Origin of the sequence: Ruminococcus sp. N15.MGS-57, assembly GCF_000980385.1 — a bacterium.
In the GTDB taxonomy this organism is placed as follows: Bacteria; Bacillota; Clostridia; order Oscillospirales; family Ruminococcaceae; genus Hominimerdicola; species Hominimerdicola aceti.
This window is the reverse complement of the sequence record NZ_LARF01000003.1, coordinates 14,208-38,967: the sequence shown is the minus strand read 5'-3', so window position 1 is coordinate 38,967 and position 24,760 is coordinate 14,208. Positions and strand designations below refer to the sequence as shown.

Sequence of the window (24,760 nt, the reverse complement as noted above, 5' to 3'; positions counted from 1 at the left end):
TTTTTCGATAAAAAAGATAAAAGCCTGTCGTATCGGACTGATACGGCAGGCTTGATTTTATTTGTGCTTGTAGACCACACGCTCTTTTACGTCTATCTGCTTGTAGGATATTTTGAAGCCTATCCATGTGGCAAATGGATAGAGTAGTGGGAATATGGCGGTCATTATGAAAACAAATGGGGACATATCTTTCACGTCGGCAGAGTGAGCAGCCCAATCTATAAGAGGATAGAAGCAGGCGTCAAGAAGCTTGTAGGCAGGCATGAAGTTGAACGAACCGCTGAATTTTGATATCATCAGCAGTATCATTGTGATGTAGCATGGTATGCTTGCAATAAGACCAAGTGTGAAGCCATAGTCAGGGCAATCCTTTTCACCGTGGAATGTGACCTTATTTCTGGCTTCCTCTCCCTGTTTCAGACCAAAGTCAGCCATAAGGCAGACCACTGTGAGAAGTCCTGTAAGACCGAAAATTATATTTGCCAATGCACCGAAAGGCTTTGCAACTGCGATAAAAAAGAGAAATACGAAAATTCCGAAGAACTCTGTTTCCACCCATTTCAGCAGTGCGGTGAGTATAGCTTTATGTTTGTTGTATTTTTCCATTTTAATACTCCCGATAAAAATAGTATAAGATGATTATACCACGTTATCGTGATATTTTCAACTGTTATGCAGATTTTTCATCTGATAATCACAAAAGCTTCGGGCAGGATAATAACATAAAAAGGAGAGTGATAGCCATGAAAAAGCATGACAAGAGCCGTTTCCCACAGGCGACAGACGGCACAAAGGTATACAAGCCCCATGACGTTATCTCGGCAGGTCAGGAATATGTTGTGACGGACAATTATACTGCGCCAAACGGCAGAGTATACAATCGTCAGGAGCAGAATGCAGGCTGGGCGAGAAAATGGGTAGACGAGAACGAAAAGTAGCCGTTGAAAAACCTCCGCAGGTGTGATATAATTACAGTATATCATGATCTGCGGGGGTATTTTTATGAAAAAGACAGCATTGGTAACAGGTGGCTCTGGTGGGATAGGCTCTGAGATATGCAGGGCGCTTGCTGAGGACGGCTGGCAGGTGGCTGTATGCTACAAGAATGGCAGGGCGGCGGCGGAAGCTTTGGTATCTGAGCTTAAAGAGCGTGGCTTATGTGCAGAGGCTTTTTACTGCGACATTGGCGACAAGGACAGTATAGATAAATGCGTGGCGGAAGTCAGGGACAGTTTGGGCTTTGTTACGCTTCTTGTGAATAATGCAGGCACAGCGGATATAGAGCTTTTCACTGACATGACTGACGAGAAGCTATGCGAGATGATGAACGTGAATCTGCTTGGCGCAATGCGTATGAGCAGGGCGGTGCTTCCTGAGATGATAAGGGAACACAGTGGAAATATGATAAATATAACCTCCGTATGGGGCGAAAAGGGAGCTTCCTGCGAGGTTGCATACTCGGCGGCAAAGGCTGGGCTTATAGGATTTACGAAGGCGTTGGCGAGGGAAGTTGCCATAAGCGGTATAAGGGTGAACTGCGTATCCTGCGGAATGATAGACACGAAAATGAACGGCGAGCTGACAGAGGAAGATGTTCGTGTAATAGTTGATGACATACCGGCAGGCAGGATAGGCAATCCGAGAGATGTGGCGAATGTTGTGCGTTTTCTCAGTGGAGAGGGAGCAGATTACATTCACGGGCAGGTCGTCAGAGTTGACGGGTGCTGGATATAGGTCACTCGCCGTGACGGGCATTTTACGCTGCAATTTGTGATATGATGTAATTTTGCACCGCTTTTTGAAATGTGTAGGGGAGCGATGCAATTTCTGCTTTGCAGAAATGCGACGTCCCTACAATTCTGAATTTCTACAAGTTTTGAGAACGGGCGAACGATGTTCGCCCCTACAGATTATTCGGGCAGGTTTGTTGTGCCGCAAAATCGCTACGCTCGGTGCTTTATTTTTACCTCATGCTTGTGTACAACTTTGGTCTGCTATGCCAATTCCTCACTCCTCATTCCTCACTCCTCATTTAGCTTCGCCGTGTATACTCTCCACACACATCTGCATATACTAAGTTAAAACATTTTTCCCCATCAGGACAAGGAGGTCAGTATATGGATTATCTTATGCTTGTGGATAAATTCAATCCCATAGATATGGGATTTTACGATCGTGTGGAGTTGACAGAGGTGAACGGCAAGTTTATGGAATCTCAGGCAGGAAACAGGCTCAGGCTTCTGCTCAAAAAGGCGGAAGCTGACGGCATAAAGCTGAAAATTATTTCCGCCTATCGCTCTTTTGAATATCAGCAGATGCTTTGGGAGCGTGAAGTATCTCACGAAATGTGGGGCGGTCTGAGTTATGAAAAGGCTGTGGAAAAGGTGGGCAGAACTCTCGCTCTCCCCGGGTCAAGCGAACATAACACCGGGCTTGCTGTGGATCTCGGCAGAGAGGGTGACAATGATGTGAGCGACGATTTTTACAAGACGCCTGAATCACGGTGGCTTTGTGCAAATGCCGCAGATTTCGGCTTTATCCTCCGCTATCCTCGCCTTAAAGAGCAGATGACCGGCATTGATTTTGAACCGTGGCATTATCGTTATGTGGGCGTTGAAGCCGCTCGTATCATTGCCGCAGGCGGGCTTTGCCTTGAGGAATTTCTGCACTTTTACTCGGAAAAATATATCTGAAAATCCTGTGAAAATAATTGACAGAAAGAGCATTGTGTAGTATAATTATAACAAAGCTATGAGCGATAGCCGCAAGTTTTTGTATGCTATTGCGAAAGAAAGGAAGTTTTGTTATGTCAAACTATTCAAGAAAAAAGTCGTTTTGGACTTTAATGGGTGCGATGATACTTGTTGTTGCGTCAACTGCGCTTTTTGTATACAAATATTTTGAGGATAAGGAGCATGCCGAAAAGTGGAAAGACTATGAGGAGTGCGGTATACAGTAAATAACAGACAGCTTTAAAGGCACTGCTTTTTGTGAGCAGTGCCTTTGTATATCAACACAATTCATTGATGTAAAGTTTATCAAAATCGCTGAAAAAGCGTGCTTGCACTTGAAATGCGATTTGAAATGTGATATAATAGTCGTAATGACCTGATGACAAACTTGTTCTAGGGAGGGACGTTATAATGCAGATAAGAGAATCAGCTGAAAATTATCTTGAAACGATACTTATTCTCAGCCAGCGCAAGGGCAAAGGCGAGGTAAGAAGCATAGATATAGTAAACGAACTTGAGTTTTCAAAGCCGAGTGTAAGCGTGGCAATGAAAAATCTCCGTGAGAACGGCTATATAACTGTCGACAAGGACGGTTATATTCGTTTGACAGACAAGGGCTTGGAGATAGCCGAGAAAATGTATGAGCGTCATACGTTGCTTTCACAGTGGCTCATAAAGCTTGGTGTTGACGAGAAAGTTGCAGTAGAGGACGCTTGCCGTATGGAACACGTTATCAGTGCGGAGTCCTTTGCGGCTATCAAAAAGCACACAGGTATGGCTTGATAAGATGATAATTGCCGTGGGTCTTCCTGCGGCATTTTTATTGCAAACAAAAAGGAGAACAGCTTTGTGCCGTTCTCCTTTTTGTTATTTGAATTTGTCTTTGAGCTTGTCAAAGAATGTTTTGCGCTTTGCGTAGTTCTTTTCACCGAGGGACTTTTCGTAGTCACGGAGCTTTTCTTTCTGCTCTTTGGTCAGATTGCGTGGAACTTCAACTGTTACACGAACGTAGTGGTCGCCGTGGTCGTTTCTGTTTACCTTCTTTATGCCCTTGCCTCTCAGGCGGAACACTGTGCCTGTCTGTGTACCCTCTGGCACTGTGTATTTTACCTTGCCGTCAACTGTAGGAACTGTTATCTCGTCACCGAGAGTAGCCTGTGCATAAGTAAGCGGTATCTCTGTCCACACGTCATAGCCGTCACGCTCGAAAATAGGGTCAGGTCGAACTGTAATGTTGATGTGCAGGTCGCCGTTAGGACCTCCGTTTATACCGCAGTTGCCCTCACCGCCTACTCTAAGTGTCTGACCATCGTCGATGCCAGCAGGAACGTTTATCTCCTTTTCAGATACTTTCTTTACTCTGCCCTGACCGTTGCAGGTATGACAAGGGTTGTCGATTATCTGACCCTTACCGCCACAGCGACTGCAAGTCGTGGTCTGAGCGATGTTTCCGAAAGGCGTTCTCTGTGTTATCCTTACTGTACCAGTGCCGTGGCAGTCAGGACAGGTCTTAGGCGAAGAACCTGCGGCTGCGCCTGTGCCGTGACAATCAGGACACTTTTCGGCTCTGTTTATGCGAAGTTTCACAGTCTTGCCCTTGCAGGCTTCCATGAAGTCAAGAACAACGTTCGCTCTTATATCCTCGCCGCGTCTTGGTGCGTTAGGGTTAGCAGAACGTCCGCCACCGAAGCCACCGCCAAATCCACCGAAAATGGAATCGAAAATATCGCCCATATCGCCAAATCCGCCGAAGCCTCCTGCACCTGCTCCACCGCCTGCACCGTAGTTCGGGTCTACGCCTGCGTGACCAAACTGGTCATATCTTGCTCTTTTATCTTTATCTGAAAGCACCTCATAAGCTTCATTTACTTCCTTGAACTTCTCCTCGCACTCTTTGTCGCCAGGGTGAAGGTCAGGGTGATACTGCTTTGCAAGCTTACGGAATGCCTTTTTTAATTCATCGTCTGTGGCAGTTTTAGAAACGCCAAGCACTTCATAGTAATCTCTTTTTTCAGCCATATAAACGCCCATGCTCTGTAAGCTGCAGATCGTGAAAGTCTTGGGGCATGGGCTTGCCTCCTTTTTGTAAGTATAGTCCTTTCACGCTTTTCACACAGCCTTTTAATACGGCAATAGCCCCTGCTCGAAAAATCGGAGCAGAGGCAGCCGTTATGATTTATTCTGCGTCAGTAAACTCAGCGTCTATAACGTCGTCGCCGCCGTTGTTTGAAGCGCCGCCGTTGCTGCCGCCATTTGCTCCGCCCATGTTGTTAGGGTCAAAGCCTGCGGCACCGCCTGCTGCCTGCTGTGCCTGTGCAGCCTGCTGATATACCTTAGTTGCAACGCCCTGGAATGTTTCCTCAAGCTCCTTGTGCTTAGCCTTGATAGCCTCGATATCAGTACCCTTGAGGGCTTCCTTAAGAGCGTCTATCTTAGCCTGACAAGCTGACTTGTCAGCAGCGTCTACCTTGTCGCCGAACTCGCCCAGTGACTTTTCAGCCTGGAAGCAAAGCTGGTCAGCAGCGTTTCTTGCGTCAACGTCCTCTTTCTTCTTAGCGTCCTCTGCAGCGAATGCCTCAGCTTCCTTGACAGCCTTATCTATATCGTCCTTAGACATATTTGTTGAAGAAGTGATCGTGATGTTCTGCTCCTTGCCTGTGCCAAGATCCTTAGCGGAAACGTGTACGATACCGTTAGCGTCGATATCGAATGTTACCTCGATCTGTGGAACGCCTCTTGGAGCTGGAGCGATTCCGTCAAGTCTGAACATACCGAGCTGTTTGTTGTCCTTAGCGAACTCACGCTCACCCTGAAGTACGTTGATATCAACGGCTGACTGATTATCAGCGGCAGTTGAGAATATCTGTGACTTCTTTGTAGGTATGGTTGTGTTTCTCTCAATGATCTTTGTGCAGATACCGCCCATTGTTTCAAGACCAAGTGACAGTGGAGTTACATCGAGGAGGAGCAGACCGTCCTTAACATCGCCTGCGAGAACGCCGCCCTGATATGCAGCACCAAGTGCTACGCACTCATCTGGGTTGATGCCCTTGAATGGCTCTTTGCCAAGGAATTTCTTAACAGCTTCCTGAACGGCTGGTATTCTTGAAGAACCGCCGACCATAAGGACTTTCTGAAGCTCGTTAGCTGACAGACCAGAATCTGAAAGTGCCTGACGAACTGGTCCCATTGTTGACTCAACAAGGTCTGCTGTCATTTCGTTGAACTTAGCCTGTGTAAGTGTCATTTCAAGATGCTTTGGACCTGTAGCGTCTGCTGTGATGAATGGGAGAGAGATAGTTGATGAAGCAGTAGAAGAAAGCTCTATCTTAGCCTTTTCAGCAGCTTCCTTGAGTCTCTGCATTGCCATTTTATCACCTGAGAGGTCAACGCCCTCAGTCTTCTTGAACTCTGCAATCATCCAGTCGATAATTCTCTGGTCGAAGTCGTCGCCGCCCAGGTGGTTGTTACCTGCTGTAGCAAGAACTTCTGTAACACCGTCGCCCATTTCGATGATAGATACATCGAATGTACCGCCGCCCAGGTCGTAAACCATGACCTTCTGATCCTCTTCCTTATCAATACCGTAAGAAAGTGCAGCGGCTGTTGGCTCATTGATGATTCTCTTAACTGTCAGACCTGCGATCTGACCTGCGTCCTTAGTAGCCTGTCTTTGTGCGTCTGTGAAGTAAGCAGGAACTGTGATAACAGCCTCTGTTACCTTTTCGCCCAGATAAGCCTCAGCGTCAGCCTTCAGCTTCTGAAGTATCATAGCTGAAATTTCCTGTGGAGTGTAATCCTTGCCGCCCATGTGAGCCTTGTAGTCAGAGCCCATATGTCTCTTGATAGAAATTACAGTGTTGTCATAGTTTGTAACAGCCTGTCTTTTTGCTACCTGACCGATAAGTCTGTCGCCGTTCTTTGAAACGCCAACTACTGACGGAGTTGTTCTTGCACCCTCGCTGTTAGGGATAACAACGGCTTCGCCGCCCTCCATAACTGCTACACAAGAGTTTGTTGTACCTAAATCTATACCGATGATTTTGCTCATAAGATCAAGTCCTTTCAAAATTTACTTAATTTATATCAAGACCTTAAGTCCCGATGTCTTTGTTTATGGGTTTGCTACTATTACCATTGCGTGTCTTATTACCTTGCCGCCTATGGTGTAGCCGTTTTGAAGCACCTGCGCCACAATATTTTCACCCAGGTCAGGGTCGTCAACTGTGCTGACCGCCGTTGCAACGTTCGGGTCAAATTCCTTGCCCGCAAGCTCCATGACCTCAACGTTGAGTTTTTTCAGAGCGTCGCTGAACTGATTGAAGATCATTTCAACACCCTGTTTATAAACTGCGTCCTGAGTTTCTGTGCCTAACGCTCTTTCAAAGTTATCAAACACCGGCAGGAAGCCGTTTATCACATTTCCCTTTGCTGTGTCTGTAAGCTCCAGTCTTTCCTTTGCGCTTCTTTTTCTAAAGTTATCATATTCAGCCATAAGTCTGAGATACTTGTCATTTGCTTCGGCAAGCTCTTTTTTCAGCTTTTCTGTTTCGCTCTCCTCCGCCTTTTTCTCTGTATCCTCAGTGGCATTCTCTGCGGTATCCGCCGCTTCTTTCACTTCTTCGCTTTCAGCAGAGGTGTTTTCCTCTTTTTCAAGCTCGGTGTCCTTTTCAGTTTCCTTACTCAATTTACGCCGCCTGCCTTTCTTTTTATTTATTTTCGTCATCTTCTTTGTTTTGCTCTTGTGGCTTTTCGGATATCATTTCCGATATCTTTCCTGTGAAATACTCGAGATATGGGATAAACTTCGCATAGTCGAGCCTCATAGGTCCTATAAGCCCCAGAGCACCTGCTGTTTTGCCGTCCTTTGAGAACGGAGCTGTTATAATAGAGGAGTTGTGGATAACAAACCCGTCACGCTCAGGGGAGAACATAACGTGAAGCCCTGAGAACGTTTCGTCAATAAATCCTTTAAGCTCCTTCTGATTATCGAGAAAGCTTATTATCTCATTTTGGTTGAAGTCCTTGCAGGTGAGAAGATTACTCTGACCTTTGATAGACACGCTGCTCATTTCCTTTGTCATCTTCATTATCTCGGAAACAAGCGGTGAAAGGGTCATCATGTACGTTCCCATTGCTTCTGTGAGCTTTTCAAGATAAGCGTCCGAAAGACTGTCGATAGGCACGCCGTTGAGATTTTCCTTTACGAAGTTATCAAAAAACTCAAGCTGATCCTGACTGAGGTCGAACTCCAATCGGCAAACCTTATTCTTAATAGAGCCGTTGGACGTTATCATCAAAATAACGTACATTCTCTTTCCTGTAGGTATTACCTCTACCTTTGAGATAAGCGAGAACTTTGGCGTTGCGTTTGCGACCACCGCCGCACATTTCGTAAGATCCGCCAATGCCATTGAAGCCTTGTTCACAAGGTCTTCCTCTGTGACATATTCCTGCGGTATCATTGAATCCAGCATCTTCTTTTCATTTGCTGTAAGCTGGTTTTGCTCCATGAGCTGGTCAACATAAAGCCTGTAGCCCTTATATGTTGGTATTCTGCCTGCGGAGGTGTGTGGCTGTTCGAGATAGCCTTGCTTCTCAAGTTCTGCCATTTCATTTCTTATGGTCGCTGAGGACGCTTTGACGTGAGCCATTATCGCCTTTGAGCCTACAGGCTCGCCTGTTACGATATATTCATTGACTACCGCTGAAAGTATTTTCAGCTTGCGGTCGTCCATTTGCTCACCACCCGTTCTTCTTGTTAGCACTTATTGTATTTAAGTGTTAGCACTCTTTCTTCTCGAGTGCTAAGTATAGTTTATACCCTTTTGACGATTTTGTCAAGGGGTTTAAGACTATTTTTCTCACAAATTTCAAAAATATTTGAACTTCTTTTCCGTCATATTGCACAACGCTTTGCTGGAAATGCAAAAAAGCGGGCAGACCGCAGTGGTCTGTCCGCCCGATGTTGGAAAAAGATCAGATAAAATTATTCTTTTGTATAAGCAGAAAGATCAGGAACAGCAAGCAGGCTGTCGTCTGCTTCGCCTATGGAATCTACAGTGAAGTAAACTGCACTTGATTCGTCAGCACCCTCTGGGAGCAGAACTACCTGCTTAAGGTCATATGTAGCGCCGTCAAAGCCGTAAACTATCTGACCCTCACCGCCTGAAACACTGCTGTCGAGGTTATAATACTCTTGAACAACGTTTGTTGTTGTGTCAATATATGCGTGGTCAAAATCTAGGTTCGCGCCGAAAAGAATGTCGGCTGACTTCCACTGATTTCCGTCGTCGTCCTCAATGCTGTAGGTGGTCGTGCCTTCTGAAACGTTGTAAAGCTTTCCGTCGCCAGGGCAAACTGTGTATGACTTCATGCCCTGAACTGTGAGTGCCTGATAAGCCTTGCCGTCCTTTATGCAGATAGTATACTTTGTGCCGTTGTTTGACATCTGACCTGTAAGGTTCGCAAGATAGTTGCCCTCATACTTGTCTTTCATCTGCTCGAAAGCTCTGAAATCACCGTCAACGTCATAATCTGTTGTGCCTGCGTTTGCGGAAGTGCTGTCAGCTGTGCTTTCGTCTGCTGTGCTTTCAGCAGGAGCGGCAGACTCTGCGGCAGCCGTTGTTGTAGTAGTTGTTTCAGCCTTTGAAGAGCTTGCAGTATCGTTCCCAGTGCAGCCTGCCATTGCTGTACACATTGCCAAAGCTGCAATAATAGTTACCATTTTCTTGTTCATAATATTTTGCCTCCGAAAAATGACAAGAATCACTCGGCTGACTCAGCGCCTGACTCAACATCGAGTTCAGCGTCATAAGGGATATCTTCAGTGTCCTTATCGAAAGACTGCTCTGTCCAACTGTCAAAATCGTCAGGGAGCTTGACTTCAACGTTTTCAGTTGTGAATGAGTTTACTGTAACAGTAGTCGTTGAGCCGTCAGAGATAGTTTCTATCTTAACAATATCCTTTGTGTCAGCATTGAAGTAATACTTGAATGTTGTTGTGAAAGAATAATCGTCAGAATCGCTTGTGTCGAGAGTTACGCCTGATTCAAGCTCGATATCAGGATCTTCTGTGCTTTCAAAAGTTTCGCAGATAAGACCGTCGTCAGTTGTTTCAGAGCTTATGAACTTGTAGCTGTCGTTAATGCCGTAGCCTATCTCACTCTTGAAGTCGTCGATAGATTCTTCCATATCAACAGTGTAATACGTTTTTGACTCGCTGTCAAGTGTGTACATAACTCCGTCGATATTATAGATGTCCATATCCACGCCCATAAAGTTCATTTTCATGTGCATATTGCCGCCTGCTATCTCAACAACAGCTGATGAATTGTCATATTCGCTTGCCACTGTCATGTCGATAGCAAGGCTCTCGCCCTGTATCTTCTTTGTATACTGCGCTGTGAGAGTATCCTCGAGATCTGTGGCTGTGCCTGCTTCTGAAGCAGTTGACTCGTCAGCGGCTGCGCTTGTTTCTGCCTTTGATGTGCTGTCTGCTTTTGATGAGCTTGAAGAACTGCTGTCAGAACAGCCTGCCATTACTGCGCATGACATTATAAGTGAAACGAGAAGTGCAGTTATTTTTTTCATTATAAATACCTCTTTCTAAAATTTTAATAAATTATTATTGTTATATAACCTATACTCAAAACTATAACATATTTCACAAATAACGTCAATAGATTTTGTGAAATATTTTTCCCTTTTCGTATCGAACCACAAATCAGCAAAGCTAAAAATGCATGATTTAGGTATTTATAATCAAACATATTTGTGGTATAATGTGAATAGTAAGAATAAAAGGAGCGAATTATGAGATACGATAATATACATAAAGGCAAATTTCTATCAAGACCGAACAGGTTTATCGCCAACGTTGAGATAGACGGTAAAGCCGAGGTCTGCCATGTGAAAAATACTGGCAGATGCAAAGAGCTTTTGATCGAGGGGTGTACTGTTTGGCTTGAACATTCAGACAGTGCTTCAAGAAAGACCGCTTTTGACCTTGTTGCAGTGGAAAAAGGTGACAGGCTCATAAACATGGACAGCCAAGCCCCGAATAAGGCGGTAGGGGAGTGGCTGAGAGAAAAAATGCCTTTTGGCGAGGGCTTCTCGGTCTATCCCGAAAAGAAATACGGCAATTCACGCTTTGATTTTTACTTAGAGTCGCAGGATAGGAAGATCTTCATGGAAGTCAAGGGCTGTACGCTTGAGAAAGACGGCGTTGTGCTTTTCCCTGACGCTCCTACCCTCCGTGGGGTGAAGCATATAGAGGAGCTTTCTCACTGCCTTGACGAGGGGTATGAGTCTTATATAATGATACTCGTTCAGATGAGCGATGTGAAATATTTCACTCCAAATTATGACACTCACCCTGAGTTCGGAGAGGCTTTGGAGAAAGCTTCCCGAAAGGGCGTGAAGATACTATGCTATGACTGCAACGTAACTCATGACTCTATGACAGTGGGCAAGCCTGTTAAGGTGAAGTTGGGCAGGTAATATGACGGCTCGTCCTGCATATACATTATAATACTAAGATGTATATGGGAGTGACAGCATTGGATATAAAGAAAGTCTGCCTGCGTTGTGTTGCAGTTATAATTGTGGCGTTCGTTATGCCAACGGGGATATGGCTTTATGCAAGATCTGCAAGCAGGTTCGGCAGGGTGGCGGCTGCGGTTGCAGGGGTGGCGATGGGAGAATACAAACCTTATTTTTCCGCTGATGATGATAGCAAAGCAGCTGCGCAGACCGCATATCCAAGTAAACTTGAAGCGGCGGTGGTGTCAAAGCACAGCATATGGGATATGGATATGGCGCCACAGGAGAAGCAAACGCCCTCTGTAAGCGCAGAAGTGCCAAGTCCTTTGCCTGCTCAGGATGTGACGGACAAGATACCATACCCTGCAAGCATGGATGGGAATGACGGTGTTATAGAAAAATACACCTACGGCAGATATGACGGCGAGCAGTATTTCGACCTTGACGGCGGCGGTCAGGTGAGAAACTGCACTGAGCTTTCAAATGATGAGCTTTATGAGGAAAGCTCAAAGCCGTATGATTTTCAAATAGACGGAAATTCCTCTGAGCCGCAGATACTTATTTATCACACACACGCCACGGAAAGCTTTGAGCCCACAGACAAAGACCACTATGACAGCTCCTTTTCCTGCAAGACCACTGACCCTGAAATGAATATGCTGTCGGTAGGGGACAAGATATGCGAACAGCTTGACAAAGCAGGCGTTGCGTATATCCACGATACACTTGTGCATGATTATCCCAGCTATGACGGCTCTTACGATTCAAGCCGAATGGCGGTAAAGCAGATATTGGAGGAGTACCCCTCTATAAAGGTATGCCTTGACGTTCACCGTGACGGCATAGAGCGTGAGGACGGCACAAGGCTCGCACCTGTGGCGGAGATAGAGGGCAGGGAAGCGGCTCAGCTTATGATAATATCAGGGTGTGATGACGGCACTATGGGTATGCCTGACTATATGAAGAATTTTCACTTTGCCTGTGCCTTGCAGTCGGCACTGGAAAGCGACTGGCAGGGACTTACACGTCCTATTCTGTTTGACTATCGCCACTATAATCAGGACTTGACCACCGGCTCGCTTCTTATAGAGGTGGGAAGCCACGGCAATTCTATCACTCAGGCTCAGTATACAGGCGAGCTTATAGGAAAGACCTTGGGTGAGATGTTCGGAGGAGAATAGGTGCAATAACGCACAAAATATGTGTGGCGAATTGTCTTAAAATGCCGAAAATACGGCTTTTAGCGGTTGGTTTCTTGACAAGAACGGGGTTTTGCGTTATAATTAAAGGGACTACATAAACGTTACAGCGTGAGAAATATATAATACGCTCATATTTTGGAGAACTGATATTATGAAAAAAATTTACCCCATGAAAAGAATAGCCGCAGGCTGTATGGCTCTGTGCATAGCTTTTGCCGCCTTTGGTTTTTCTGACGGAAGCGTAAGTGATATCGCTTTGGCGGATAACGATACATACAGCAGTCAGCTTGAAGAGCTGAAAAAGCAACAGCAGGAGCTTGATAAGCAGATAGCTGACGCTGACAAAAAGCTTGCCGACGAGCAGGACAACCTTGAGGCTATAAAGAAAAAATATAAATCCATACAGAAAAAAATAGCAAATTCAGAGAAATATTCCTCTGAGCTTGAAGATCAAATGGCAGAGCTTGACGGCAAACAGCTTGACACTCAGCACAGCCTTGACTTGCAGGAAACTGCAATAAACGAGGGCAAGGACGATTTTATGGAGCGTATTCGTGCAATGTATGTTGCAGGCGGAGCAGATTCGTACACGAACGTGCTGATAAATTCATCTGATTTTTATGACATCCTTATGAGGATAGAGCTTGTGACGAGAGTTGCAAAGCACGATAATGACGAGCTTAACGAGCTTTTGGATCAGTATAAAAAGCTTGAAAAGACCAAGGCGGAGCTTGATGAGCAGATAAAACAGCTCAAAGCAAAGGCTGAGGAATATGCCAAGGAGCAGAAAACTTTGGAGGGCGAGCAGGCAGAGCTTCTGAAAATGGAGCAGGAGTCGGGCAAGCTTATCGAGCAGATAAAGAACGATAAGAGCGACCTTGAAAATAAGTCACAGCAGGTGGACAATAAGTATTCGGAGGTGTCCTCAAAGGCGAATACCACCACGACTACGACCACCACCAAGAAAAAGACTACCACCACCAAAAAGAGTGGCAACAGCGGTGAAAAGACCACTACCACGAAGAAGCCGGCTCAGACGGAAAAGCCTGACGAAACTACGGCTCAGACTACCACAACTCCCCAGGAAACAGCTAAGCCAAAGCCTGAAACAAGCAAAAAGACCACTACCACAACAGCAGCGCCTGCGCCTAAGCCTGATAATTCAAGCAGTTCTAAAATAGACACTGTTGTTTCATATGCCAAAAGCATGGTGGGCGGAGCGTATGTATGGGGCGGTTCACAGTTTGGTGCAACGGATTGTTCGGGTCTTGTGATGCTCTCGTTCGCACAGGTGGGAATAAATCTTCCGCACTATGCGGCTTCGCAGGCTTTATATGGCACTACAGTTTCATATAACAACATGAAGAAGGGCGACGTTATCTTCTTTGGCGGAGCGTCGATCTCGAGCATTTACCACGTTGCTATCTATATCGGCGACGGCAAAATGGTACACGCCCAGAACACTGACACTGGTATCGTTATTTCAAATGTTGAGTATTTTTCAAGATACAACAACATCACTATAATAAAAAGACTTATATAACGTAAAAACGCAGTCTGCAAGGGCTGCGTTTTTTTATATCTATAATTATTCAACATAAAACGCCACGAAAATTCATATAAAATTACTTAATTGTGAACATTCATTTTCAAACCTATTGACAAAGCTAAGTATTTGTGATATAATTAAATCAAATAAAGATTGTAGGCTTTGATAACAATTGCTGTACAAAACAGCAGTAAGGCAGGGGGAAGAATAATGGATAGTCTGAAAACGTGTTTTTTTGGCGGCTATGATAAGCTTGATACATTAAAATATATCGACACCATAACCAGCGAGATCTATATGCTGGAGTCGGCTATCGAAAGGAAAAAGAACGGTGATAACTTTGTTATCCCCGGAGAAACAGGTCAGCGAAAGCTTAAAGGCTCAGCGCTCGGTGGATTTGCAAAGCCTGATGTGGACAGCTACATCTGTGCGCTTCTTGGAAAGGCGGCTGAGCTTCGTGAAAAGCTTTGTAGCTAACGGCTAATAAAGGCAAAAAAATATCCGCAGAGGTCATTTTATATGGCTTCTGCGTTTTTTTTGTCGTATCTTGTCTTAAAAGAGCAATAAAAAAAATTAATACCCACTTCCATCGGCTGAAATGAGCATTAATTTTTTATAGAATTATGAAAGGGATTCTTTGGTATTTGGTAAAACCTAAAGACGAGGAAATGTATCAGCGACTTGGGGAATCGCAGAGGGAAAGAAGACAAAAACCTGACTTTAAGTTTTACCAATTACCAAAGCTTTTTTTGTTTCTTCTGCTGTGATTATATAATACCAGTTCTGTGTGAACCGAATATGAATTTTCAGGGGATTTCGGAGAGTTTTTTGAAAAAAATAAATGTTAATCACCAGTTCACAATTATAAGCTATAATGTCATTATTGGGGAATTTTTTTTTACGAGGGAGGATATTTTATGTTTCAGATACTTGTGGTGGAGGACGACGCAAGCCTTAGAAAGCTCATGTCTGCCGCACTTAAACAGCATGGCTATGTGACTTTTCTTGCAAATGACGGTCTGGAGGCTTTGGACGTTCTTGAAAAAACGAATATAGACCTTATAATTTCGGATATAATGATGCCGAATATGGACGGATATGAGCTTACAAGACAGCTCAGAAAAGCTGATTTCAACCTGCCTATACTTATGGTCACCGCAAAGGAGACCTTCGAGGACAAGCAGGAGGGCTTTTCTGCCGGCACAGACGATTATATGGTAAAGCCTATTGATATAAATGAGATGATACTCCGTGTGGGTGCGCTTTTAAGGCGTTCAAAAATGGCGTCGGAACATTCTCTTACTGTAGGAAACTGCGTGCTTGATTATGACGCTATGAGCGTGGCGGTTGACGGCGGAGCGGCGGAAACTATACCGCAAATGGAGTTCAAACTGCTTTTTAAACTGCTCAGCTACCCTGACAAGATATTCACACGCCGCCAGCTCCTTGACGAGCTTTGGGGCATGGATAAGGACGTTGACGAGCGTACTGTTGACGTTCACGTTAAAAGGCTGAGAGAGCGTTACGGAAGCTGTGAATCCTTTGATATTGTCACGGTTCGTGGACTTGGCTATAAGGCTGTGAAAAAGCAGTGAGGGATAAGCTTGAGGGGTGAGGGGTTTGGATAAGAAAAAGACCAAAAATAAAACAAGTTTGCAGTTCAAGCTGACTCTTATGTTTTTCTTTGTGATGCTGGTGTCGGCTTCTATATCGGTGTCAGTGCTTGTAATGGTGTGCAGTCCTGTAATGAAAAGCAATGCCGAACAGCAGTTGGTGGAGCTTTCCATGGCAATGGATCAGCTTGAAGAAAAGGGCGGCTTCACTGTGGACGAGATAGTTTCCATTGTGAACAATTCAGCCTATAGTCTGTCAGTGGTGGATAAAAACGATTCAAGAGTACACGACCATTTTGCAGATATCGTGCATAAGGGATATTATGTGTCCTCAGAGGGCGTTGTGCCTAACGCAACTATAATCTCCCAGGTCTATGATAAGTTCGTTATCATAGACAGCTTTTCAAGCGACAGCGTTTACTGGGTAGTAAACCTTGTTGTCATCATAGCTTTTATGGTCTGTATCGTTATCGGTACCATTATAACAGCGTTCATGAGCCGAAGCATTATACAGCCTATACGAGATCTTAGTGCGGCGGCGGCTGAGATAGCAAAGGGCAATTTTAAGGTAAGAGTAAGAGAGCCGTCTGATCCTGAATACAGCATACTTGCGCAGAACTTTAACAAAATGGCTGAGGAGCTTGCAGGTACGGAAACGCTGAGAGGTGACTTTATCTCAAACGTTTCCCACGAGTTCAAAACGCCTCTGGCTTCCATACAGGGCTTTGCAAAGCTTCTGCAATCTGACGATATAACCGAGCAGGAGCGTGAGGAATACACGCAGATAATAATCGACGAAACATCACGGCTTTCAAAGCTTTCGTCAAATATTTTGAGGCTCACAAAGCTTGAAAATCAGAAAACAGTGGGCAAAAAGACAAGATTTTCTCTTGACGAGCAGATAAGAAAAATACTTCTTGTGCTTGAACCTGAGTGGTCGAAGAAAAAAATCGACCTTGATATCGACCTTGAGGATATCATGTATGTGGGCAGTGAGGAGCTTATGGCACAGATATGGCAGAATATCATCAACAACGCTATCAAGTTCACTCCGGAGGGCGGAAAGATAAGCGTGAAGCTTTTCCGCAACGAGAAAAATATTTCAGCGGAGATATGGGACAACGGTCCGTCTATAGCCCCTGACGTAAAGGCGAAGATATTTGATAAGTTCTATCAGGGCGACCGCTCCCGTGCAACAGAGGGCAACGGTCTTGGACTTGCACTTGTAAAAAGGATAATCGAGCTTTCCGAGGGAAGCATAGAGGTAGAAAACGATATGAAAAAAGGCGGCGTTTGCTTCCGCATAAGCCTGCCTTATCTTATTGAGGATATGATGTAGTGTAGGGGCAACCTTGGGTCGCCCGCCTATCACAGCCCATTATACATACGAAGATTTTTTGCAAACAAAAAGGAGCAGTTCATTGCGAATTGCTCCTTTTATCTGTCTATCATGTTTTAGAACAGACTTGCCACAAAGCCTGCTGCCACGCCGAAAACATAAAGTATTCCCATTATGGCGAAATTCTCTTTCATGTTGTGCTTGTTGGTCTTGAAAAGCACCAGAAGTCCCACTCCTGCTCCTGTGCAAAGTCCTGCGATAAGCGAGCCGAAGCTCACAACGCCCTCGATATAAAGCTGAGTGAGAACAACAGAAGCCGCACAGTTCGGGATAAAGCCTATTATTCCTGCTATGAACGGCTGAACTATGCTGTCAGACATAAGCAGGGTCTTTACTGTGTCCTCTCCTGCAAACTCCATTACCGCACCGAGAATAAGGTTTACCGCAAATATAAAAAGTATTATGCTTACAGTGTGGTGAAGTGCCGAGTGCAAAATACTGTGGTGTTCGCAGTCGCAGTCCTCGCATATCTCTTTGAAAGGCTCTTCGTCCTGCTTTTTGCCCATAAGCTTTAAGATAAGGTCAACAAGCACACCTGCTATTATAGCCACAGCTACCTTTATAAGAATAAGCTGCCAAAGCTTGCCGGCAAACGCAGGGTTTGCTATCATCATTGGTATTGCCTCGTCGCTTGTGGCAAGGTATACCGAAATGAGAGTTCCCATTGTGATCAGCCTGCCTGAGTAAAGGTTGGAAGCCACAACGGAAAATCCGCACTGTGGCACTGCTCCAAGTATGCTTCCTCCTATTGCACCAAAAGGTCCCATTTTTCTAAGAGCCTTTCCAAGCTTGTCGGCAGAACGATGCTCTATATACTCTATAAGCAGATAAACACCGAACAGAAAAGGCAGGATCTTAAGGCTGTCTATTAATGCGTCAAGAAAAACGTCAACTAAAGTTTCAAACATATATCTATCTCCTGTAAAATATCCATTAAAACGATCTCTGTATCAACTCGACTATTATACAATATTTATTCACCCTTGTCAATCTTATGTTTATATGATAATCTGTTCATTTGTTTACCCTTTTCAGCAACAAAAAACGGACGAAATTTCTCCGCCCGTTTGATGTTTTTATTCTGTTTTATACAGAACGCTTTGTAAAGCCGTCCCATGCGGTGAGCAGGAACACCACCATGTGTGCTATAAGAACGCCTACGGCAAAGGTCACGCTGTGCTGGGCAAATATTGAGTAGCCCTTTGAGATAGAAGCAAGGTCTGTGTTTGCGAACACAAGGAATCTTGCCCAATCCTGTCCAAGCTGACCCAAAAGCTGTGTGACCGTTGAGCCTATGCACATTGTGAATACGCTGACGCCGATAGCAAGGGCTGTGCTTCTTACGAGTGACGAGATAGCAAACGCCAGTGTTGACATTACCACCATTTCAACGCTTTTCATCAGATATTGCTCTGCCGCATAAAGCAGTGTAGGCATTTCCTTTACTTCGCCGCCGCTTACATAGATATAAGGCGTTGAGAAGCCGTCAAAGCCGAGCATAAGCCCTGTAATAGGTATCATTACCACAAAAAGTATGCAAAGCATTATGTAACCCACTGTGATGACAGTGAAGTATTTTGACATCAGTATCTTCCAGCGTTTAACAGGGTTTATAAGCAGGAACTTGACAGTTCCCTGTGAAAATTCAGAGGACACAATGCCGCCTGCGATAACGATAGCAAGCAGTGCGACTACTGTTACAAGGGAAGTGCTTGTGAGGAACACTGTCCAGAATGTTATCTGCTCAGGCTCGTTTGTTTCAAACAGCGTCATTTGGTTTGCTGTGTTGTCGAGCTTATCATTGTCAAGCTGATAGAGTGCAAGTTTTATATTATCCTCCAGCTTTGCTCTGCTGTTCTGTCCGTCAGACTTTGCGTCGCCCATGGTCGCAATGGTGTTTTTTGCATTTGCAACTGTCATGATAAGATCGTTTTTCTTCTCGTTTGACTTGTCAAAGGAAATATCCTTGTCCAACCTGTATTGATATTCCCACTTTTCACCCTCTGTGAGTATGTCATTATCCAGCCTGTATTGACAGAAGCCACGCCAATCGTTGTCGTCAAGATACTTCTTTATCCCTGACATATCACCAGTGCCGTTTGCGAACACGGCTGACAGTACATCATATTTCCAATCATCGCTGTCGATATCGTTGTCTATAAGATACTGCCACATTGCGATCTCGTTAGGGTCGCCGTTTGTGTTTTTGAGCCAGTCTATGGTTTCCTGATAATCACCAGTTGCGTCATAGCTTGAATAGTTATTGCTCTCCATATTGTGCTTTGCAAAAAGTGCAATGCCTGAAAGTCCAAGCGCACATATTATTATAAGCACGATCATTATTTTTGTTGATAGCTTTTTGAAAACCTTTATGTACTCGTTTTTCACAAGTCTGAAAAATCTAGCCAATCTGTACGCCCCCCTCCTTTCCTCCTGTAAGCTCGATGAATACGTCCTCAAGCTTCTTGTTCTCTCTGCGGTGAACAGTGTAAAGTGAAACTCCGCCCTCGATAAGCGTCTTGTTCACCGAGGCTATCTTTTTCTTCTCTATCTCCACAGGGATAGAAAGGACAACTGCACCTGTTTCCTTGTCGATGTGCTTGCCCTCGTCTGCGAGCTTTATAAGACTCATAGCCTTTTGCGGGTCGTCAACTTCAAGTACATATTCAGCAATTGAGCTGTCAGACTGTGAGATAAGCTCCTCCATTGTGTATGAGCCTATCATTTTTCCGTTTGCGATAATGCCCACTCTGTCGCACATCATTTCCATTTCGCTCATGAGGTGTGAGGATACCACAACGCAAGTGCCTTCCTTGTGAGCAAGCTCTTTGAGTATGTCACGAAGCTCCTTTATGCCCTGCGGGTCAAGACCATTTGTAGGCTCGTCAAGGATAAGAAGCTTTGGTCTGTGGAGTATAGCCTGCGCAACGCCAAGACGCTGACGCATACCCAGAGAGTATTTCGACACCTTGTCATTAATGCGGTTTGAAAGCCTTACAAGCTCCACCACCTCTTTGATACGCTTCTCAGTTACTCCCTCTCTCATTCTTGCATACTGACGTAGGTTTTCAAGTCCCGAGAGATATTTATACATCTCAGGGTTTTCAACAATGCCTCCAACGTTCGCCATTGCGCCCTCAAAGTCTTTTTTGATATCCTTTCCGTTAATGGATATCTCCCCCTCGTCAAGCTGTAAAAGTCCCACTGCTATCTTTATAGTTGTGGTCTTTCCTGCGCCGTTAGGACCGAGAAAGCCGTAGACCTCGCCACTGTAACACTCCATATCTATGCTGTGAAGTATCTGCTTTTTGCCAAGGGTCTTGTTAAGCCCCTTTATCTTTAGAATAGTATCACTCAACGCTGTCTGCCCCCTCGCTGTCGGTATTTTCTGCACTGTCTGAGCTTTCTGACAAACTGCTGTCCGGAACTATCTCAGACTCAGCCTTGCTTTCATCAGCCACGCTGTCACTGTTGTTATCATCAAAGCTGTAATCCTCGCCATATCCGTAGTCGCTGGACGTTGCTATCTTCCAGCCGTCAGAAGTACGCAAAAGATAAAATTCAGCATTTTCATAACTGAAAATCGCCTTGTATGAAGATGTGCTAGGCTCATAGTTGTCGGAATTTGTGTAGTTACCGCTTGTCATGGTGCTTATGCCGTTGGTCGTGAGAAAAGTTGGGTCGCCCTTTGATACGTCATAGCACACATTGTATATCATAGTGACCTTTGCTCCGTCGGCTCCGCTCTTGTTTATTGACATCTCTTTTATGTCATACTCAGCCGAGGTGATATCTCCCCCCTGCGTTGCAACTTCAGCTTGGTTTATTTCGTCCAGAAGTCCTGACTTTGACGAAGCGTACTCATTGTCAGAAGTGGTGTAGTCAGTATAATGCTTATCCACAAAATCTGTCAGTTGACTTTTTAACTTATCACTGCTTCCAACGTTTGCACTTGTCAAGTCTGCGATATAATCCCTCATAGTCTGTTCTATCTCAGGCTTGGAAGTCTTGAACTGGTTGTTATCATACGCTGTGTAGCATACAACGACCAGCGCAAGCACACCGCCAAGAACCAAACCTCTGTTTATGTTTCTTAGTTTCAAAGTTTCTCCTCCTTGTGTTCCTTCTTTTTCACGGTTTTCCCGTCAACGTATATAAGTTTATCATAGCCCTTTCCAACTGTCAACCGGTTTAAGAAACGCTTAAGATTTTCATAAGACAACCATACAGACCATAAGATAAAATATGGTTTTTGTTTAAATATCTGTAGTGGCGAACAGTTCGCTCTCCTTATTAGCGTATTTGCAAGCAAAGCAAAAAGGCGGTGGAACACGCACGATAACGTATCCCACCGCCTATATGAAATGAGGAAAATTATCCTTTTTATAAAAAGAGCTTCAGGTCATTCTCTGCCTTTTTCGGGTCTTTAAGACTTATGCTCCTTACCGCCTTTCTCAGCGGCAGTACCCTTGACGGAACTACCGACAGCATATCCACATCAAGCTCCAGAAATATCTCTGTGAGCGTTGGGTCGCCTGCTATCTCACCGCAAATGCCTGCTTTTATGCCGTTTGCATGGGCGTTGTCGCACACCATTTTTATCATTCTAAGCAGTGCCCTGTGATTTTTCGGTGATACCCTGTCATAACATGGGTTCTGCCTGTCAAGTGCAAAGGTGAACTGTTCAAGGTCGTTGGTGCCGATGTTGAAAAAGTCCACCTCTTTGGCAATGATATCGCTTGTTATCACCGCCGCAGGGGTCTCTATCATTGCCCCGAGCTTAACATTGTCGGCAAATTTCCTGCCCTCTTTTATAAGCTCTGCCTTGACCTGCACGATAAGCTCTTTCACCCTCAGTATCTCGCTCACGTCTATGACCATAGGCAGAAGTATTGAAAGCTGTCCGTAAACAGACGCTCTGTATAACGCCCTTAGCTGTGTTTTGAATATGCTTTCTCTTTCAAGACAAAATCGTATGCCTCTACAGCCCATAGAGGGATTTCTCTCAGCACTCATGTCTGCACAATCAGGTATCTTGTCTGCACCTATATCATAAGTGCCTATTATGACCTCTTTACCCTCCATTGCCTCCAATGCCTTGCGGTAGGTGTAAAACTGAAAATCCTCGTCAGGAAAAGCAGGTCTGTCAAAGCACATAAACTCCGTTCTGAAAAGACCTATCCCACCTGCGTCGTTTTTTACCGCCGATTCAAGCTCCTCAGAGTTGAGTATATTCGCATATATCTTTATCTCATGTCCGTCACGAGTGATGTTTTTTCTGCCTTTGAGCCTTGTGAGAAGTTCCTTTTTCCTGCCCTCAACGGCTTCCTTGTATTCAAGCTGTCTGAGAGTATGCTCATCAGGCTCTATGTAAAGCGTTCCGCTGTAGCCGTCAAGAACGGCTTCCTTGCCCTCGTATTCGTCAGAAAGCTCTGCTCCAACGTTTACAATGGCAGGTATGCCAAGATTTTTCGCAAGTATCGCAGTATGAGAGTTCACAGAACCGGACCTTGTGCAGAAGCCCTTTATCTTCGTCTTGTCCATGAGCAGGGTTTCTGAGGGCATAAGGTCACCGGTGCAGATAATGGCGTTCTCTCTGAGTATGGGAAGCTTGTCGGCACAGTTTAAAATGTGTCTTAAAAGTCTGTTTGAAACGTCCTTGACGTCAGCCGCTCTGCTTTGCATATATTCGCTGTCCATTTGTGCCAGCATCTCCGCAAAGCTTCTTGAAGTGCTTGCAACTGCATAATCGGCATTGAAATGCTCGTCAAGTATCTTTGTGCGAATACTGCTGTCGTATTGCTCGTCGGTGATAAGCATTTGGTGTATCACAAATATTTGAGCGTCGCCTTCCCCAACGCTTAACCTTGCACGGTCATAAAGCTCCCCAAGCTCCACAAGAGCAGCGTTTTTAGCCTTGACATATTTTTTGTATTCAAGTTCAGGGTCGGACACTTTTATCTTGTTGATGATAAATTCGTCACGATGATAAAAGGTCAGCTTTCCTCTTGCAATGCTTCCGAATACCGATCGTCCTTTTATGCTTATCATGAGCGCTCACCCCCAAAAAAACATACCTATCTGATATAATTATATCACCATTTGTTTAACGATAAAAGTAAAATGCCGTCTGTTTACAAAACATTAATAATATTCGTGATTTTAGCAAACAAGACAATCAATATTTCAGCAAATTTAACAAATCAGAAACATTTTGCGACCTTATGACAAAATCAGAATAGTACAATCCCTAAAAATCATATGATTAAAAAGCGTACGAGCGATACTTTATATAAGGAGGGACAAATATGTTTTCAGCACTGTTTGAACTGCTTACGGGGAATTTTCTATTTTTCGCACTGCATTTTGACAGCCGCAGCGTGTTTCCAAAACCGTTGTCTGCGAAAGAGGAGCGTGAGTGTTTTGAGAGAATGGCGCAGGGTGACAAGGCGGCAAAGGATAAGCTTATCGAACACAATCTCCGTCTTGTGGCACACATTATAAAAAAGTATTATTCAAATTCCACAGATCAGGAGGATCTTATCTCTATCGGCACTATCGGTCTAATAAAAGCTGTGTCAACATTTGACTACAAGAAAGGCTGTCGCTTCGCCACCTATGGGAGCAGGTGCGTGGAGAACGAGATACTAATGCACTTCCGCTCCCAGAAAAAGTCTGCCAACGATATCCACTTTGACGAGCCTGTTGACTCCGATAAGGACGGCAATCAGCTTTGCCTTATCGACATAATCGCAGACGGAGAGGACGTTGCCGACAAAATAGAGCTTTCCATTCGCAGTGAACAGCTCTACCGCTATATCGAAAGCTCTCTTGATGAGCGTGAAAGACAGATAGTTACTCTGCGCTATGGTCTTTTCGGTCAGCCGCAGCTGCCGCAGCGAGAAGTCGCAAAACGCCTTGGTATCTCACGTTCCTATGTTTCAAGGATAGAAAAGAAAGCCTTGAAGCTTCTTAAAGACCGCTTCGATAAGCAGTGATAGGCGTTGACGCAGTAGGGGCGAACAGCGTTCGCCCGCTGATTATCATATCATGTCATGACATTATTTTAGCACTCGTAAAACTAATATGCTAGCACTCACATAATAAGAGTGCTAAAATTCAGCTAATGTTCACAATATCTTCACACAATGAACACATAGCAGGGGTATCATAAAGACAATGAAGAAAGGAAATGATACCAATGGAAGAACAGAATAAATGATAAAAGCTTACAAGACAATTTAAGATATAACACATCAAGGAGGAATTTATATGTTTGGACTTACACCATTTGAAAGAAAGAGCTACGACCTGTTTAACGCATTCCATGATTTTGAGAATGATTTCTTTGGAGAAAATGCACTCCAGAGCTTCAAGACCGATATCAAGGACGAGGGCGACAAATATGTAATGGAAGCAGAGCTTCCGGGCTTTGATAAGGACGATATCAAGCTTGACATCTCAGGCAACGATCTTGTTCTTACCGCTGAGCATAAGGCAGAGACAGAGGATAAGAAAGACAAGTATATCCGCCGTGAGAGGACATACGGTTCTTATCAGAGAAGCTTTGACCTTACAGGCATTGATACCAACAATATCGCCGCAGAGTACAAGAATGGTATTCTGACCCTTGACCTGCCAAAGATGCAGGAGGTAAAGCCTGAAACCAAAAGACTTGAGATAAAGTGATTTAAGTAAAGTCAAGGCTTTGAATGAGGCGA

At 44.6% G+C, this 24,760-nt stretch carries 25 protein-coding genes; 13 read left to right on the top strand and 12 right to left on the bottom strand.

From position 1 onward, the window contains the following. Positions 1-57 precede the first annotated feature (57 nt). Positions 58-606 (bottom strand): hypothetical protein, encoded by a 549-nt coding sequence (locus WS40_RS00995; protein ID WP_046439426.1) that lies wholly within the window; start codon positions 604-606, stop codon positions 58-60. A 137-nt stretch (positions 607-743) separates the two neighbouring features. On the opposite strand from WS40_RS00995, the gene WS40_RS00990 reads away from it, so the two are divergent. The 5 genes from WS40_RS00990 to WS40_RS00975 all read left to right on the top strand — a co-directional run bounded on the left by WS40_RS00990 (position 744) and on the right by WS40_RS00975 (position 3,515). After that, on the top strand, positions 744-938 hold the full coding sequence (locus WS40_RS00990) for a hypothetical protein (RefSeq protein ID WP_046439424.1): 195 nt from the start codon (positions 744-746) through the stop codon (positions 936-938). Between the two features lie 64 nt (positions 939-1,002). Further along, positions 1,003-1,734 (top strand): elongation factor P 5-aminopentanone reductase, encoded by a 732-nt coding sequence (gene ymfI, locus WS40_RS00985; RefSeq protein ID WP_138338003.1) that lies wholly within the window; start codon positions 1,003-1,005, stop codon positions 1,732-1,734. A gap of 383 nt (positions 1,735-2,117) precedes the next feature. Continuing rightward, complete coding sequence (locus WS40_RS00980) at positions 2,118-2,693, top strand: M15 family metallopeptidase (RefSeq protein WP_022287720.1); 576 nt, start codon at positions 2,118-2,120, stop codon at positions 2,691-2,693. A 113-nt stretch (positions 2,694-2,806) separates the two neighbouring features. Further along, positions 2,807-2,959, top strand: a complete 153-nt coding sequence (locus WS40_RS11225; protein WP_022287719.1) for a hypothetical protein — start codon at positions 2,807-2,809, stop codon at positions 2,957-2,959. Between the two features lie 184 nt (positions 2,960-3,143). Continuing rightward, positions 3,144-3,515: a metal-dependent transcriptional regulator gene (locus WS40_RS00975; RefSeq protein WP_022287718.1), complete on the top strand. Its 372-nt coding sequence runs from the start codon at positions 3,144-3,146 to the stop codon at positions 3,513-3,515. A gap of 84 nt (positions 3,516-3,599) precedes the next feature. Here WS40_RS00975 and dnaJ read toward each other — a convergent pair whose 3' ends face one another. From dnaJ to WS40_RS00945, 6 genes are all read right to left on the bottom strand, one after another. Beyond that, a complete protein-coding gene (dnaJ, locus tag WS40_RS00970) occupies positions 3,600-4,751 on the bottom strand; it encodes a molecular chaperone DnaJ (protein ID WP_022287717.1) in 1,152 nt (383 codons plus the stop codon). Positions 4,752-4,908: 157 nt separating this feature from the next. Beyond that, positions 4,909-6,783, bottom strand: a complete 1,875-nt coding sequence (gene dnaK, locus WS40_RS00965) for a molecular chaperone DnaK (protein ID WP_046439419.1) — start codon at positions 6,781-6,783, stop codon at positions 4,909-4,911. A gap of 63 nt (positions 6,784-6,846) precedes the next feature. Beyond that, complete coding sequence (grpE, locus tag WS40_RS00960) at positions 6,847-7,419, bottom strand: nucleotide exchange factor GrpE (protein ID WP_022287715.1); 573 nt, start codon at positions 7,417-7,419, stop codon at positions 6,847-6,849. A gap of 22 nt (positions 7,420-7,441) precedes the next feature. After that, complete coding sequence (hrcA, locus tag WS40_RS00955) at positions 7,442-8,470, bottom strand: heat-inducible transcriptional repressor HrcA (RefSeq protein ID WP_046439417.1); 1,029 nt, start codon at positions 8,468-8,470, stop codon at positions 7,442-7,444. 251 nt (positions 8,471-8,721) lie between these two features. After that, positions 8,722-9,471: a hypothetical protein gene (locus WS40_RS00950; protein ID WP_046439415.1), complete on the bottom strand. Its 750-nt coding sequence runs from the start codon at positions 9,469-9,471 to the stop codon at positions 8,722-8,724. A gap of 29 nt (positions 9,472-9,500) precedes the next feature. Further along, positions 9,501-10,325: a hypothetical protein gene (locus WS40_RS00945; protein WP_022287712.1), complete on the bottom strand. Its 825-nt coding sequence runs from the start codon at positions 10,323-10,325 to the stop codon at positions 9,501-9,503. A 222-nt stretch (positions 10,326-10,547) separates the two neighbouring features. On the opposite strand from WS40_RS00945, the gene sfsA reads away from it, so the two are divergent. From sfsA to WS40_RS00915, 6 genes are all read left to right on the top strand, one after another. After that, positions 10,548-11,234 carry a DNA/RNA nuclease SfsA gene (sfsA, locus tag WS40_RS00940; RefSeq protein WP_046439411.1) on the top strand — a complete coding sequence of 229 codons (687 nt, stop codon included), beginning with the start codon at positions 10,548-10,550 and terminating at the stop codon, positions 11,232-11,234. Between the two features lie 59 nt (positions 11,235-11,293). Further along, a complete protein-coding gene (spoIIP, locus tag WS40_RS00935; protein WP_046439409.1) occupies positions 11,294-12,457 on the top strand; it encodes a stage II sporulation protein P in 1,164 nt (387 codons plus the stop codon). 172 nt (positions 12,458-12,629) lie between these two features. Then, a complete protein-coding gene (locus WS40_RS00930; RefSeq protein WP_325208347.1) occupies positions 12,630-14,021 on the top strand; it encodes a C40 family peptidase in 1,392 nt (463 codons plus the stop codon). A gap of 216 nt (positions 14,022-14,237) precedes the next feature. Beyond that, a complete protein-coding gene (locus tag WS40_RS00925) occupies positions 14,238-14,504 on the top strand; it encodes a hypothetical protein (protein WP_046439405.1) in 267 nt (88 codons plus the stop codon). A gap of 440 nt (positions 14,505-14,944) precedes the next feature. After that, positions 14,945-15,622 carry a response regulator transcription factor gene (locus WS40_RS00920; protein WP_022287707.1) on the top strand — a complete coding sequence of 226 codons (678 nt, stop codon included), beginning with the start codon at positions 14,945-14,947 and terminating at the stop codon, positions 15,620-15,622. Between the two features lie 16 nt (positions 15,623-15,638). After that, the gene (locus WS40_RS00915) at positions 15,639-16,979 is read left to right on the top strand and encodes an ATP-binding protein (protein ID WP_370817392.1); all 1,341 of its coding nucleotides are present in this window, start codon (positions 15,639-15,641) and stop codon (positions 16,977-16,979) included. Positions 16,980-17,095: 116 nt separating this feature from the next. Here WS40_RS00915 and WS40_RS00910 read toward each other — a convergent pair whose 3' ends face one another. The 5 genes from WS40_RS00910 to ptsP form a co-directional block, all read right to left on the bottom strand. After that, on the bottom strand, positions 17,096-17,947 hold the full coding sequence (locus tag WS40_RS00910; protein ID WP_022287705.1) for a putative manganese transporter: 852 nt from the start codon (positions 17,945-17,947) through the stop codon (positions 17,096-17,098). A gap of 178 nt (positions 17,948-18,125) precedes the next feature. Further along, positions 18,126-19,448: an ABC transporter permease gene (locus tag WS40_RS11220; RefSeq protein ID WP_325208346.1), complete on the bottom strand. Its 1,323-nt coding sequence runs from the start codon at positions 19,446-19,448 to the stop codon at positions 18,126-18,128. After that, positions 19,441-20,397: an ABC transporter ATP-binding protein gene (locus WS40_RS00900; RefSeq protein ID WP_046439402.1), complete on the bottom strand. Its 957-nt coding sequence runs from the start codon at positions 20,395-20,397 to the stop codon at positions 19,441-19,443. The genes WS40_RS11220 and WS40_RS00900 overlap by 8 nt, the downstream gene beginning before the upstream one ends. After that, positions 20,390-21,142 (bottom strand): hypothetical protein, encoded by a 753-nt coding sequence (locus tag WS40_RS00895; RefSeq protein WP_046439400.1) that lies wholly within the window; start codon positions 21,140-21,142, stop codon positions 20,390-20,392. The genes WS40_RS00900 and WS40_RS00895 overlap by 8 nt, the downstream gene beginning before the upstream one ends. A gap of 280 nt (positions 21,143-21,422) precedes the next feature. Then, positions 21,423-23,090: a phosphoenolpyruvate--protein phosphotransferase gene (gene ptsP, locus WS40_RS00890; RefSeq protein WP_046439398.1), complete on the bottom strand. Its 1,668-nt coding sequence runs from the start codon at positions 23,088-23,090 to the stop codon at positions 21,423-21,425. A gap of 257 nt (positions 23,091-23,347) precedes the next feature. Here ptsP and sigK point away from each other — a divergent pair, with 257 nt between their 5' ends. Beyond that, positions 23,348-24,037, top strand: a complete 690-nt coding sequence (gene sigK, locus WS40_RS00885) for an RNA polymerase sporulation sigma factor SigK (protein ID WP_046439396.1) — start codon at positions 23,348-23,350, stop codon at positions 24,035-24,037. Between the two features lie 274 nt (positions 24,038-24,311). Next, positions 24,312-24,728 carry an Hsp20/alpha crystallin family protein gene (locus WS40_RS00880; protein WP_046439395.1) on the top strand — a complete coding sequence of 139 codons (417 nt, stop codon included), beginning with the start codon at positions 24,312-24,314 and terminating at the stop codon, positions 24,726-24,728. The last annotated feature ends 32 nt before the right edge of the window (positions 24,729-24,760 follow it).

What these genes read in the sequence shown, in the direction of transcription:
- WS40_RS00990 (WP_046439424.1), top strand. Translation starts at nt 744, where the DNA reads ATGAAAAAGCATGACAAGAGCCGTTTCCCACAGGCGACAGACGGCACA.
- WS40_RS00980 (WP_022287720.1), top strand. Translation starts at nt 2,118, where the DNA reads ATGGATTATCTTATGCTTGTGGATAAATTCAATCCCATAGATATGGGA.
- WS40_RS00995 (WP_046439426.1), bottom strand. Translation starts at nt 606, where the DNA reads ATGGAAAAATACAACAAACATAAAGCTATACTCACCGCACTGCTGAAA.
- WS40_RS00880 (WP_046439395.1), top strand. Translation starts at nt 24,312, where the DNA reads ATGTTTGGACTTACACCATTTGAAAGAAAGAGCTACGACCTGTTTAAC.
- dnaK (WP_046439419.1), bottom strand. Translation starts at nt 6,783, where the DNA reads ATGAGCAAAATCATCGGTATAGATTTAGGTACAACAAACTCTTGTGTA.
- WS40_RS00950 (WP_046439415.1), bottom strand. Translation starts at nt 9,471, where the DNA reads ATGAACAAGAAAATGGTAACTATTATTGCAGCTTTGGCAATGTGTACA.
- dnaJ (WP_022287717.1), bottom strand. Translation starts at nt 4,751, where the DNA reads ATGGCTGAAAAAAGAGATTACTATGAAGTGCTTGGCGTTTCTAAAACT.
- WS40_RS00925 (WP_046439405.1), top strand. Translation starts at nt 14,238, where the DNA reads ATGGATAGTCTGAAAACGTGTTTTTTTGGCGGCTATGATAAGCTTGAT.
- sigK (WP_046439396.1), top strand. Translation starts at nt 23,348, where the DNA reads ATGTTTTCAGCACTGTTTGAACTGCTTACGGGGAATTTTCTATTTTTC.
- sfsA (WP_046439411.1), top strand. Translation starts at nt 10,548, where the DNA reads ATGAGATACGATAATATACATAAAGGCAAATTTCTATCAAGACCGAAC.
- WS40_RS00910 (WP_022287705.1), bottom strand. Translation starts at nt 17,947, where the DNA reads ATGTTTGAAACTTTAGTTGACGTTTTTCTTGACGCATTAATAGACAGC.
- hrcA (WP_046439417.1), bottom strand. Translation starts at nt 8,470, where the DNA reads ATGGACGACCGCAAGCTGAAAATACTTTCAGCGGTAGTCAATGAATAT.
- WS40_RS00930 (WP_325208347.1), top strand. Translation starts at nt 12,630, where the DNA reads ATGAAAAAAATTTACCCCATGAAAAGAATAGCCGCAGGCTGTATGGCT.
- WS40_RS11225 (WP_022287719.1), top strand. Translation starts at nt 2,807, where the DNA reads ATGTCAAACTATTCAAGAAAAAAGTCGTTTTGGACTTTAATGGGTGCG.
- WS40_RS00920 (WP_022287707.1), top strand. Translation starts at nt 14,945, where the DNA reads ATGTTTCAGATACTTGTGGTGGAGGACGACGCAAGCCTTAGAAAGCTC.
- ptsP (WP_046439398.1), bottom strand. Translation starts at nt 23,090, where the DNA reads ATGATAAGCATAAAAGGACGATCGGTATTCGGAAGCATTGCAAGAGGA.
- WS40_RS00945 (WP_022287712.1), bottom strand. Translation starts at nt 10,325, where the DNA reads ATGAAAAAAATAACTGCACTTCTCGTTTCACTTATAATGTCATGCGCA.
- ymfI (WP_138338003.1), top strand. Translation starts at nt 1,003, where the DNA reads ATGAAAAAGACAGCATTGGTAACAGGTGGCTCTGGTGGGATAGGCTCT.
- WS40_RS00975 (WP_022287718.1), top strand. Translation starts at nt 3,144, where the DNA reads ATGCAGATAAGAGAATCAGCTGAAAATTATCTTGAAACGATACTTATT.